Genomic DNA, 11,766 nt, shown 5'->3' on the forward strand with positions numbered 1-11,766 from the left:
TGGTTTGCATTAGTATGCTGTTCCATTCGCAACGCAAAGGTGCGTTCCCTATGCATGGCCAGATAACGAAATCGGAGAAAATCCTGTGAGGCTCGACAAGCTGCGCGTACAGAACTATCGCTGCTTTGGGGAGTTCGAGATCGACTTCGATCCACATCTGACCATTTTGATTGCCTCCAATGGTGGCGGTAAAACCACCATTCTGGACGCCGCGCGAGTCGCGTTATGGCCTTTTGTCAAAGGTTTCGACCTGGGTAGTCAGACCGGTAAATCGGCAACTATCCAGAACGAAGATGTCCGGTTGGCTCGACTCAGCAGTGGCAACATGGAGCCTAAGACTCCCTGCGCTATCGAAGCCTTCGGGCATTGGACCAACACCTCTGTTCCCGACAGCTGGTTGCAGCAGCGCGTGAGCTTGAACAAATCGACCAATACCATCGGAGACGCTGGCTCCAAAGCCCTTACCTTGTTCAGCAAATCGCTTCAGGAACAGGTACGTGCTGATGCGCATGTGACCTTGCCGATGGTGACTTACCTGGGGACGTCCCGACTATGGTTCGAAGGGCGCTTCACCTCGGTAGCCGCCAAAACCGCTCTCGACATAAGCGAATACTCCAGAACCTCCGGCTACCTCAACTGTCTGTCCTATTCGTCCAGTTTCAAGAACTTCACTGCCTGGTACGGCTGGCTGTATCGCAGTTACCGGGAACAACAGTTGATCGCTCTGGAGAACAACAAAAAGTTATCTGATGAGGGGCAGCGCTTCGAACATGTCATAGCCGCCATCAAGAACGCCATCGATTTGCTGACAAAGACGCCTACTGGCTGGCACAGCCTGGAATACAGCGAGAGTCGTCACCAGCAACTGGTTATGCACCATCCTGAACAGGGCGTAATGCCTGTAGACATGCTGAGCGATGGCCTGCGAAACACCATTGCCATGGTTGCCGATCTCGCTTTTCGTGCCTGCAAACTCAATCCACACCTTGGTGAACGAGCCGTGCTGGAAACGCCGGGCATTGCATTGATCGATGAAGTGGACATGTTTCTTCATCCATTCTGGCAACAGACCATCATCGGTGGGTTGCGAGCGGCTTTTCCTGCCATGCAATTCATCGTCACGACCCACAGTCCTCAGGTGCTGAGTACCGTGCAGCGCGAGAACATCCGCGTAATCGGGAAAGATTCCCTGGGTCAATTGATTGCGTCACAACCTCTTGCCATGACCTACGGCGAGCCGAGCAACAACGTGCTGCATAGCGTGATGCAGGTTGATCCGCAGCCTCCAGTGACTGAGAAGCCAGACTTGCTGCAGCTCACCGAATGGGTGGATAAGGGCCGCTATGACGAACCACCAGCGGTCGAGTTGATGCAGCAACTGACCGAGACGCTCGGCGAACAACATCCCCAGCTTCAACGCCTGCAACGCAGTATCAGGCGGCAGAAGGTGCTGAAGGGATGAGGTCAATTCGTAAGCGTGGAAGCGGCCCCTTTCAGCTAACCAATGCGCATTCCAACCCTCCAACAACTAAAGCAGCTGCGACCAGCCGTTGGAAAAGCTTTAACCATGCAATACAGGTACGCGGCTATTTACTGGAGGAACAGTACGGGTTGTGCTGCTACAGCGAAATACGTCCGGATTTGTTGGGCGTGGGTTTACACATCGAGCATGTCGAAAACAAAAGCCAGCACCCTCAACGTACCTTTGACTATCTCAACCTAGCGGCCTGCGCGCTAGACAGCGAAATAGACTTGAAGGCATTCGCGGCGCAAGAAGCTGAAGTATTTGGTGGTCACGCGCTCGGCAAATCGAAAGGAGTCGACATTGCCCGCTTTGTCTCGTGCCATCAGCCCGATTGTGCGCGCTTCTTCGCTTATTTGTCCGATGGACGCGTCGTGCCTGCTGACGGATTGTCCGAACAGGAAGCTGACCGCACTCGATACACCATCAAGCTGCTTAACCTGAACAGCCCTTACCTACTAGTTTTACGCCAGCTCTGGTGGGACGAGCTCGAAACACTTTTTGAAGAGCATATTGGCCAAGACATGAGCCTGCATTGCCTCGCCGGAATCGATCTGGTGCCTATCGGAGGAAATCTGAGCCCGTTTTTCAGTATCACTCGCACGATTTTCAGGGGCATTGCCGAGGAAGTGCTCGAGCGCGTCGCCCCTCATTTGCGCTGAATAGATCTAATTCAGTTAAACCACGCAGGTCGATGTCTGAAACGTCCGATTAAAGGCCGCAAGGGGTGTCGATCCAAGATAGACGCCCTTAACTGGACTCAACGAAACCGATCAACCTCATGCCGCAAGCCCGCCGCCAGCGATTCCAGCTCCTTGGCGGTAATGGCCAGGTTCGACACCACTTCCCGCTGCTCGCTGTTGGCCAGCGCAATGCTTTGCAGATTGCTACTGAGCAACGTCGCGGTGCTGCTCTGCTCTTGGGTCGCGGTGGTGATCGCCGCAAACTGCTGACCCGCCGAACGGCTCTGCTCATCAATCCGCGCCAGTGCCGAAGCCACGTTGGCGTTACGGGACAGGCCTTCCTGCATCAGCACGTTGCCCTGCTCCATGGTGCTGATGGCGTTGCCGGTTTCCTGCTGGATGCTCTGGATCATCCCGGAGATTTCATCCGTCGCTTCGCGGGTACGTGAAGCCAGGTTGCGCACCTCGTCGGCCACCACCGCAAAACCACGGCCCTGCTCGCCGGCACGGGCAGCTTCGATGGCGGCGTTCAGCGCCAGCAGGTTGGTCTGATCGGCAATGGCGGTAATCACCCCGACAATGCCGCCGATTTCCTGGGAGCGCTGGCCGAGGGTGTTGATCACCGTTGCGGTGCTGTTCAACGCACCGGCGATTTGCTCCAGGGACGAGGACGCTTCCTCCATCGACGTACGACCGATCTGAGTTTGCTGTGCATTTTCCTGCGCCATACGCTGGGTGTTGCCCATGTTGTCGGCAATGTTCAGGGACGTGGCACTGAATTCTTCGACGGCGCCGGCCATGCTGGTGATTTCGCCGGACTGCTGTTCCATCCCTTCATAAGCACCGCCGGACAGACCGGACAAGGCCTGGGCGCGACTGTTGACCTCTTCCGAGGCCTTGCGGATGTGCTCGACCATGGTCGACAGCGCTTGGCTCATCTGGTTGAAAGCCCGGGCCAATTGACCGATTTCGTCATTGCTCGCCACGTTCAGGCGCACGCTCAAATCACCGGCACCCAAGGCTTCGGCCTGACGCACCAGGTCACTCAGGGGGGCCAGTTTGCTGCGCAGCAACCAGACCGCCGAACCCACCGCAATCAACATCGCGAGCAGGCTGCCGATGGCCAATTGAATGCCGACGCTCCAAGTCACGGCGCTGATTTCGGCTTTCGGCATGCTCGCCACCACCGACCACGGCCCGCCTTCGAACGGAACGGCAAGGCTGTAGAAATCTTCCGATTTGTCGCTCCAGAACTCGCCTTTACCCGGCGTCTTCGCCAAATCAGTAATGGTCGGGACCGCTTTATCCAGCGCTTGCACGCCGGCGATCGGCACCAGCCATTTGCGCTGCTCATCCAGCAACGCCAAAGAGCCGGTCTTGCCGATGCGGAAGCGTTTCAAGTTCTCGAACTGCGCGTTCTGCGCGTCGGTGTAATCGAATCCTACGAACAGCACGGCAATCACCTTACCGCCGGAATCTCGTACGGGGGTGTACTGAGTCATGTAGGAGCGTTCGAACAGCAACGCACGACCGACGTAGCTCTGCCCCGCAATCAAGCGCGCGTAGGCCGGGTGGGCGTGATCGAGCAAGGTGCCGATGGCGCGGCTGCCGTCCTGCTTGCTCAGGGAGGTGCTGACCCGAACGAAGTCTTCGCCGCTACGCACGAACAACGTCGCAACGCCGGCGGTCATTTGCTTGAACTCGTCGACTTCCTTGAAGTTGTTGTTCAACACTTCGCTGCCCAGGTGCAGGCCCGGGGTCTGTACGCCCGCCACGGTCACCGGCTCGTCCGGGTGCACGCTGAGGCCGGCGCTGAAGCGCTTCTCGAACAGACCGCTCAGGCGCTGGGTGCTTTCGCGCAGCGTACCGTGGAAGGTGCTGAGCTGATCGGCGAGCAAGCGGGCCTCACTGGCCAGGTGCTCTTCGCGGGTGGCGAGGTTGGCGGTGTCCAGCGAGCGCAGGGCGAACACGGTGCTGCCGCTGATGACAATCGCCAGAATCACGGCAAGCGCAAGACCAAGCTGTGAGGCGATCCGGGCACGAGGTTGAGACATGACAGCTCCTGGCCAAGCGACCGGGATCCTCCTTGATCCGGCTCAACGCTCAGCAAAATTTCGAATAATGGGACAAACGCGAAACCTGCACGAAGGTTCCACCTGCAGATTTTCGGCTGCAAACTTGAATACTTGAGTTATTAACCCGGTTATAGCTCAGTTACGCCGTAACGCGATCTGTAGCAGCTGGCGAAGCCTGCGTTCGGCGGCGAAGCCGTCGTGAAATCAGGCAGCGCGGAGCTTCCGGTAGATCGCGTGCGCAGGATTGACGACGGCTTCGCCGCCGAACGCTGCCTCGCGTTGCTCGTCAGCTGCTACGAAGAGCGTGTTTCGCCTGAGATTTATTTAGCTCAGGCGTTCAACGTCCGGCAATTCCATCGCCCGCACTTCGCCCTGTAGGAAATCGCTGAGCCGGCGCAAACGTTCGCCTCCGGGGCGGGTTTTCGGCCACACCAGGTAATAATGCTCGCCGCTGGCGACGGCGGTCGGCCATGGCAAACTCAGGCGACCTTGCGCCACGTCCTCGGCCACCATCAGCAGATCCCCCATCGACACGCCGTAACCTCGGGCCGCCGCGATCATGCCCAGCTCCAGGGTATCGAACACCTGCCCGCCCTTGAGCGACACCTGATCGGACAAGCCCATACGTTCCAGCCAACTGCGCCAGTCGCGGCGGTCCGGCGTCGGGTGCAGCAATTCGGTACTGGCCAGGCGCGCCACGTCCCACGGCTGATCCTTCAGAAGATTCGGCGCGCCCACTGGAATCAGCTCTTCCGGAAACAGCAACGTCGCCTCCCAGTCCGGAGGGAAACGCCCGTTACTGAGGATGACGGCGCAATCGAACGGTTCGTGGTTGAAGTCCACCGTGTCGATGTCCATCCAGGCACTGGTCAGTTGCACCTCGTTGCCCGGTTGCAGATGCCGGAAGCGACTGAGCCGCGCCAGCAGCCAACGCATGGTCAGGGTCGACGGAGCTTTCATGCGCAGGATGTCGTCTTCAGCGCGCAAGGTATTACACGCCCGTTCCAGCGCAGTGAATCCTTCGCGGATGCCCGGCAGGATCAGCCGAGCCGACTCGGTCAGTTGCAGGTTGCGTCCGCTGCGGTGAAACAGCCGACAGGCAAAATGCTCTTCAAGCGTACGAATATGCCGACTGACCGCACTTTGAGTGATCGACAGCTCTTCGGCCGCGCGGGTAAAGGAGCTGTGCCGCGCCGCCGCTTCGAATGCGCGCAGGGCATACAAGGGAGGAAGACGACGTGACATTCGGAATGCTCCTATAGCGGGATTGGGCAAACTTATCAGAAAGTCCTCTGGATGAGTTTTAATCATGCCACCCATCCTTTTTATCCCTTTGTGCAAACCCCGCAGAGCGCCGAGAATCGAGCCTTTCCAGTTCATTTCAAAAGGGAGCGTGATGACCATGCAGCATCCAGCACGTACCGAACTCTGGGCCATCCTGCGGCTGGCGGGGCCGTTGATTGCCTCGCAGTTGGCGCACATGTTGATGGTCCTCACCGACACCTTGATGATGGCGCGCCTGAGTCCCGAGGCGCTGGCCGGCGGCGGCCTGGGCGCGGCGACTTATTCGTTCGTGTCGATTTTCTGCATCGGCGTGATTGCGGCGGTCGGCACGTTGGTAGCGATCCGCAAAGGTGCCAACGATATCGTCGGCGCCGCGCGGCTGACCCAGGCCGGGCTGTGGCTCGCCTGGCTGATGGCGCTGGTGGCGGGGTTGCTGCTGTGGAACCTCAAACCGGTGCTGCTGATGTTTGGCCAGACCGAAACCAACGTCCACGCCGCCGGGCTGTTCCTGACGTTCCTGCCGTTCGCCCTGCCCGGTTACCTGAGCTTCATGGCCCTGCGCGGTTTCACCAGCGCCATCGGCCGGGCGACACCGGTGATGGTGATCAGCCTGTGCGGCACCGTGGCCAACTTCGTTCTCAACTACGCGTTCATCACCGGGATGTTCGGCTTGCCGAAAATGGGCCTGGTGGGGATTGGTCTGGTGACGGCGATTGTCGCCAACCTGATGGCCGTGGCCCTGGCGCTGCACATTCGGCGGCATCCGGCTTATGACGCTTATCCATTGCGCCAAGGCCTGTCGCGGCCGAACCGCCAGTACCTGAAAGAACTGTGGCGCCTGGGCCTGCCCATCGGCGGCACCTATGCGGTGGAAGTCGGGTTGTTCGCCTTCGCAGCGCTGTGCATGGGCACCATGGGCAGCACGCAACTGGCGGCGCATCAGATTGCCCTGCAGATTGTTTCGGTGGCGTTCATGGTGCCGGCGGGGCTGTCGTATGCGATCACCATGCGTATCGGCCAGCACTACGGCGCCGGGCAGTTGCTTTATGCACGGCTGGCCGGTCGGGTCGGGATCGCCTTTGGTGGTGCGTCGATGCTCGCCTTCGCCATGGTCTTCTGGCTGCTGCCGAATCAATTGATCGGCTTGTTCCTCGACCATAACGACCCGGCGTTTCGCCCGGTCATCGACCTGGCTGTGAGCCTGTTGGCGGTGGCGGCGTGGTTCGAGCTGTTCGATGGTACGCAAACCATCGCCATGGGCTGTATTCGTGGGCTCAAGGATGCCAAGACCACGTTCCTGGTGGGCTTGGGTTGCTACTGGCTGATTGGCGCGCCGGCCGCTTGGATGATGGCCTTCAATTTGAACTGGGGCCCGACGGGCGTCTGGTGGGGCTTGGCGCTGGGGCTGGCGTGCGCGGCGGTGAGTCTGACGCTGGCATTTGAGTGGAAGATGAAGCGGATGATTCGGCGCGAGCCTTCGTCAGGGGCAAGTTTTCAGGTAGCTCAAGCGGATTAAGATCAAAAGATCGCAACCTTCGGCAGCTCCTACAGGGGAATGTGTACACCCGTAGGAGCTGGCGAAGGCTGCGATCTTTTAAATGGCTTCCACAACTGCCTGCTGGTTGGAACCAAAGGTCAAATATTCAACCAACTCCGCCAACGGCAACGGCTTGCTGATCAAGTACCCCTGCACCTGATCACACCCAAACCCGCGCAACAAATCCAGCTGCTCCGGCGTTTCCACACCCTCAGCCACCACTTCCAGATTGAGGTTGTGCGCCAGGTTGATCATCGCATGCACCAGTTTGCGGTTTTCTTCGCGCTCCTCCATGCCGCCGACAAAGCTCTTGTCGACCTTTAGCAAGGTAATCGGCAGGCTGTTGAGGTGCACAAATGACGAGAACCCGGTGCCGAAGTCATCCAGCGAGAAGCGCACACCGAGGCGGCCGAGGGCGTCCATGGTCTGCTTGACCAGATCGCTGCGGCGCATCACTGCGGTTTCGGTCAGCTCGAACTCCAGCCATTGCGCTTCGACACCGCGCTCGTTGATCAGGCGACTGAGCGTCGAAAGCAACTGACTGTCCTGAAACTGGCGGAACGACAGGTTGATCGCCATGTGCAACGCCGGCAAACCTCGTTCGCGCAACGCCTGCATGTCGCGCAGGGCCCGGGATATCACCCAGTAACCCAACGGCACGATCAAGCCGCTCTGCTCGGCCAGCGGCACAAACTCGCTCGGCGGCAGCAAGCCCCGTTCAGCGTGACGCCAGCGCACCAGCGCTTCAAGGCCGACGATCTTGCCGTCTTCAAGGTTCAGGCGCGGCTGGTAGTGCAGTTCCAGCTCATCGCGCCGCAAGGCCCGGCGCAGCTCGCTTTCGAGGTCGGCGATGCTGCGGGCATTGCGGTTGATGCGTTCGTTGAAGATGTGGAAGGTGCAGCCCTGCGTGCTCTTGGCCTGCTGCATCGCAATGTGCGCGTGCCACATCAGCGGGTCGGCGCCGGCCTGGGCCCGAGCATGGGCAATCCCCAGGCTTGAGCCGATCAACAGGCTTTCGCCGTCGACCCAATAGGGCTCGGACAGCGCTTCGGTAATGCGTTCGGCCATCCATTCGGCGCGTTGCGGCGCGCGGCGGGTGTCGATCAGCAGGGCAAATTCATCGCTGCCGAGCCGCGCCAGTTGATCGCCTGCCTCAAGCTGGCTTTTGAGCCGAGCGACCACTTGCAGGATCAAGCGGTCGCCAGCCTGATGGCCGAGGGCGTCGTTGGCGTGACGAAAGTTGTCGAGGTCGAGGTGGCCGAGAGCCAGGCCGCGGCCGTCATTTTCCGCCAGGCGCGCTGCCAGCAGGGTCTGGAAACCCTGGCGATTGGCGATGCCGGTCAGCGGGTCTTGCTCGGCCAGGCGTTGCAGGGTGTTTTCCAGCACGCCGCGCTCGCGAACATGGCGCAGGCAGCGGCGCAACATGCCGGGGTCGAGCACATCGCGTACCAGCCAGTCACTCACACCATCGGGCGGCGACAACGGCTCGTGTTCGAGCAGCAACACCGTCGGCAGGCTGCAACGGCCAGGCGCCGGCTGAAGGGCCGGGATCGTCAACAACACCGCACTGCGGTTGTCTTCGAACAGACTGCTGACCGACTCCCAGCTCGGCGCGCTGATCAGCACTGCCGAGCTCCCCATTGGAGCCAGACACTCGCGCAACAACGCTGCCCACGCTGGCTCTTCGGCCAGTAGCAGCAAACGCAAGGGTTCGACAGGCGTAGACAAGCTAGCTCCCTAGACTCTGCTAATGATGGAGGCGGCGGGCATTATGCCGCGCCGATAACCAATGACCAACCGGCCCGGGTTATCAAACGCGGTTTTGTCTCTGGAATACGAACATTAGCCGCAAATTCTCTGCGCATCCTGCGTGAAAGTAGCAAAACCGGCAAATAGAGATCGCGTGCTGCGTCACAAGTCGGAGAGAGCAGCACAATTCGCTGAGCCTGTTAAAATGCCGGCCCATTTCATAAATGACTCCCTGATTCCGTATGTCCCGACTCAATCCCCGGCAGCAAGAAGCCGTGAACTACGTCGGCGGCCCTCTATTGGTGCTCGCCGGTGCAGGCTCCGGCAAGACCAGCGTGATCACGCGCAAGATCGCGCACTTGATCCAGAACTGCGGCATCCGTGCCCAGTACATCGTCGCCATGACCTTTACCAACAAGGCTGCGCGCGAGATGAAGGAACGGGTCGGCACCCTGCTCAAGGGCGGCGAAGGCCGTGGCCTGACGGTGTGCACCTTCCACAACCTGGGCCTGAACATCATCCGCAAGGAACACGTGCGGCTGGGCTACAAACCGGGCTTCTCGATCTTTGACGAGACCGACGTCAAAGCCCTGATGACCGACATCATGCAGAAGGAATACGCGGGCGACGACGGCGTCGACGAGATCAAGAACATGATCGGCTCGTGGAAAAACGACCTGATCCTGCCGCCCGAAGCCCTGGAAAATGCGCGTAACCCCAAGGAACAGACCGCCGCCATCGTCTACACCCACTACCAGCGCACGCTCAAGGCGTTCAACGCGGTGGACTTCGACGACCTGATCCTGCTGCCGGTGAAACTGTTCCAGGAACACGCCGACATCCTCGAAAAGTGGCAGAACAAAGTCCGCTACCTGCTGGTGGACGAATACCAGGACACCAACGCCAGCCAGTATTTGCTGGTGAAGCTGCTGATCGGCACGCGCAACCAGTTCACCGTGGTCGGCGACGACGACCAGTCGATCTACGCCTGGCGTGGCGCCCGTCCGGAAAACCTGATGTTGCTCAAGGACGATTACCCGTCCTTGAAAGTGGTGATGCTGGAGCAAAACTATCGCTCCACCAGCCGCATCCTGCGTTGCGCCAACGTGCTGATCTCGAACAACCCCCACGAGTTTGAAAAACAACTGTGGAGCGAAATGGGCCACGGCGACGAGATCCGCGTGATCCGCTGCCGCAACGAAGACGCCGAAGCCGAACGCGTGGCCGTCGAGTTGCTGACTCTGCACTTGCGCACCGACCGACCGTACAGCGATTTCGCCATCCTCTACCGCGGTAACTACCAGGCCAAGCTGATCGAGCTGAAGCTGCAACACCACCAGATTCCGTATCGACTGTCTGGCGGCAACAGCTTCTTCGGCCGTCAGGAAGTGAAAGACCTGATGGCCTACTTCCGCCTGATCGTGAACCCGGATGACGACAACGCCTTCCTGCGGGTGATCAACGTGCCGCGCCGGGAGATCGGTTCGACCACGCTGGAAAAACTCGGCAACTACGCCACTGAACGCAAAATCTCGATGTACGCCGCCACCGACGAAATCGGCCTGGGTGAGCATCTGGACACGCGCTTCACCGATCGCCTGTCGCGCTTCAAGCGCTTCATGGACAAGGTTCGCGAGCAATGTGCCGGCGAAGACCCGATCTCGGCCCTGCGCAGCATGGTCATGGACATCGACTACGAGAACTGGCTGCGCACCAATAGCTCCAGCGACAAGGCCGCCGATTACCGCATGGGTAACGTCTGGTTCCTGATCGAGGCGTTGAAAAACACCCTGGAGAAAGACGAAGAAGGCGAGATGACCGTCGAAGACGCCATCGGCAAACTCGTTTTGCGCGACATGCTCGAACGTCAGCAGGAAGAGGAAGACGGCGCCGAAGGTGTGCAGATGATGACCTTGCACGCTTCCAAGGGCCTGGAATTCCCCTACGTGTTCATCATGGGCATGGAAGAGGAAATTCTCCCGCACCGCTCCAGCATCGAAGCCGACACCATCGAAGAAGAACGCCGCCTGGCCTACGTCGGGATTACCCGGGCGCGTCAGACGTTGGCCTTCACCTTCGCCGCCAAGCGTAAGCAATACGGCGAAATCATCGACTGCGCGCCGAGCCGCTTCCTCGATGAACTGCCGCCGGACGACTTGGCCTGGGAAGGCAACGACGACACCCCCGTGGAAGTCAAAGCCGTTCGCGGCAATACCGCATTGGCGGATATACGCGCGATGTTAAAGCGCTAGAATCGACTACTTTTTAACCAGCCCTGGACGCACAAGCGTCCTTAGAGGAAAGCTTCATGGAAGCACTGCACAAGAAAATTCGCGAAGAAGGCATCGTGCTTTCCGACCAGGTCCTGAAAGTCGACGCCTTTCTGAACCACCAGATCGACCCGGCCCTGATGAAGCTGATCGGCGACGAATTCGCCACGCTGTTCAAGGATTCGGGTATCACCAAGATCGTCACCATCGAAGCCTCGGGCATTGCGCCAGCGATCATGACTGGCCTGAATTTGGGCGTGCCGGTGATTTTCGCCCGCAAACACCAGTCCCTGACCCTGACCGAAAACCTGCTGTCGGCGACCGTTTACTCGTTCACCAAGCAGACCGAAAGCACCGTGGCGATCTCCCCGCGCCACCTGACCAGCAGCGACCGCGTGCTGATCATCGATGACTTTTTGGCCAACGGTAAGGCGTCGCAAGCGCTGATCTCGATCATCAAGCAGGCTGGCGCAACTGTCGCTGGCTTGGGGATCGTGATCGAGAAGTCGTTCCAGGGTGGGCGTGCGGAATTGGATGCCCAGGGTTATCGCGTTGAGTCGTTGGCTCGCGTGCAGTCCCTGGCTGGCGGCGTCGTGACCTTCATCGAATAACCCCCACCAATGATCGTTCCCACGCTCCGCGTGGG

At 59.5% G+C, this 11,766-nt stretch carries 8 protein-coding genes; 5 read left to right on the top strand and 3 right to left on the bottom strand.

Annotated features, from left to right (window positions below; translation table 11 throughout):
• Positions 1-85: 85 nt before the first annotated feature.
• The gene (locus tag ACA071_RS30695) at positions 86-1,462 is read left to right on the top strand and encodes an AAA family ATPase (RefSeq protein ID WP_497642431.1); all 1,377 of its coding nucleotides are present in this window, start codon (positions 86-88) and stop codon (positions 1,460-1,462) included.
• Positions 1,459-2,184 carry a retron system putative HNH endonuclease gene (locus ACA071_RS30700; RefSeq protein WP_497642432.1) on the top strand — a complete coding sequence of 242 codons (726 nt, stop codon included), beginning with the start codon at positions 1,459-1,461 and terminating at the stop codon, positions 2,182-2,184. Before ACA071_RS30695 ends, ACA071_RS30700 begins: the two co-directional genes overlap by 4 nt.
• A gap of 98 nt (positions 2,185-2,282) precedes the next feature.
• Here the strand turns inward: ACA071_RS30700 and ACA071_RS30705 are convergent, their stop codons facing one another.
• Positions 2,283-4,259, bottom strand: a complete 1,977-nt coding sequence (locus tag ACA071_RS30705) for a methyl-accepting chemotaxis protein (protein ID WP_497642433.1) — start codon at positions 4,257-4,259, stop codon at positions 2,283-2,285.
• 345 nt (positions 4,260-4,604) lie between these two features.
• Positions 4,605-5,525 (bottom strand): LysR substrate-binding domain-containing protein, encoded by a 921-nt coding sequence (locus ACA071_RS30710; protein WP_497642434.1) that lies wholly within the window; start codon positions 5,523-5,525, stop codon positions 4,605-4,607.
• 157 nt (positions 5,526-5,682) lie between these two features.
• Between ACA071_RS30710 and ACA071_RS30715 the strand changes: the two genes are divergently transcribed.
• Positions 5,683-7,080: a NorM family multidrug efflux MATE transporter gene (locus ACA071_RS30715; protein ID WP_497642435.1), complete on the top strand. Its 1,398-nt coding sequence runs from the start codon at positions 5,683-5,685 to the stop codon at positions 7,078-7,080.
• A gap of 78 nt (positions 7,081-7,158) precedes the next feature.
• Here ACA071_RS30715 and ACA071_RS30720 read toward each other — a convergent pair whose 3' ends face one another.
• Positions 7,159-8,829: a putative bifunctional diguanylate cyclase/phosphodiesterase gene (locus tag ACA071_RS30720; protein WP_497642436.1), complete on the bottom strand. Its 1,671-nt coding sequence runs from the start codon at positions 8,827-8,829 to the stop codon at positions 7,159-7,161.
• Between the two features lie 263 nt (positions 8,830-9,092).
• Between ACA071_RS30720 and rep the strand changes: the two genes are divergently transcribed.
• Positions 9,093-11,102, top strand: coding sequence for a DNA helicase Rep (gene rep, locus ACA071_RS30725; RefSeq protein WP_092276241.1), 2,010 nt, complete (start codon positions 9,093-9,095; stop codon positions 11,100-11,102).
• Between the two features lie 56 nt (positions 11,103-11,158).
• A complete protein-coding gene (locus ACA071_RS30730; protein WP_020799401.1) occupies positions 11,159-11,731 on the top strand; it encodes a xanthine phosphoribosyltransferase in 573 nt (190 codons plus the stop codon).
• Positions 11,732-11,766: the final 35 nt, after the last annotated feature.

Source organism: Pseudomonas sp. LBUM1646, assembly GCF_059716165.1.

What these genes read in the sequence shown, in the direction of transcription:
- ACA071_RS30700 (WP_497642432.1), top strand. Translation starts at nt 1,459, where the DNA reads ATGAGGTCAATTCGTAAGCGTGGAAGCGGCCCCTTTCAGCTAACCAAT.
- ACA071_RS30705 (WP_497642433.1), bottom strand. Translation starts at nt 4,259, where the DNA reads ATGTCTCAACCTCGTGCCCGGATCGCCTCACAGCTTGGTCTTGCGCTT.
- ACA071_RS30710 (WP_497642434.1), bottom strand. Translation starts at nt 5,525, where the DNA reads ATGTCACGTCGTCTTCCTCCCTTGTATGCCCTGCGCGCATTCGAAGCG.
- ACA071_RS30715 (WP_497642435.1), top strand. Translation starts at nt 5,683, where the DNA reads ATGCAGCATCCAGCACGTACCGAACTCTGGGCCATCCTGCGGCTGGCG.
- rep (WP_092276241.1), top strand. Translation starts at nt 9,093, where the DNA reads ATGTCCCGACTCAATCCCCGGCAGCAAGAAGCCGTGAACTACGTCGGC.
- ACA071_RS30730 (WP_020799401.1), top strand. Translation starts at nt 11,159, where the DNA reads ATGGAAGCACTGCACAAGAAAATTCGCGAAGAAGGCATCGTGCTTTCC.